The sequence below is a fragment of the Mesorhizobium sp. M7A.F.Ca.US.014.04.1.1 genome, from assembly GCF_003998745.1.
GTDB lineage: Bacteria > Pseudomonadota > Alphaproteobacteria > Rhizobiales > Rhizobiaceae > Mesorhizobium > Mesorhizobium ciceri.
Genome location: NZ_RZRW01001532.1, coordinates 1 through 387, shown reverse-complemented (window position 1 = coordinate 387; position 387 = coordinate 1). Strand labels below are relative to the sequence as shown.

The 387-nt window shown below is 59.4% G+C and carries 1 protein-coding gene; it reads left to right on the top strand.

Annotated features, from left to right (window positions below):
• On the top strand, positions 1-387 hold a 387-nt coding region (locus tag EOA22_RS37465; RefSeq protein ID WP_206521623.1), incomplete at both ends, for a neutral zinc metallopeptidase.

Genomic DNA, 387 nt, shown 5'->3' with positions numbered 1-387 from the left:
GGCCGCCGGGCCGTTCTATTGTCCGGGCGACCACAAGGTCTATCTCGATACAACTTTCTTCCAGCAACTTGACCAGCAGTTCGGCGCCTCTGGCGACTTCGCCCAAGCCTATGTGATCGCGCACGAGGTAGGCCACCACGTGCAGAACTTGACGGGCATTATGTCCAAGTTCAACCAGATGCGGCAAGGCATGGACCAGGCGGAGGCCAACCAGATGTCGGTGCGCATCGAGCTGCAAGCCGACTGCTTCGCCGGCGTGTGGGCGCATTTCACCGGGCAGAAGGGCATCTTGGAACAGGGCGATTTCGAAGAGGCGCTCAATGCTGCCCAAAAGATCGGCGACGACACGCTGCAGAAGAAGACGCAAGGCTATGTCGTACCGGAAAG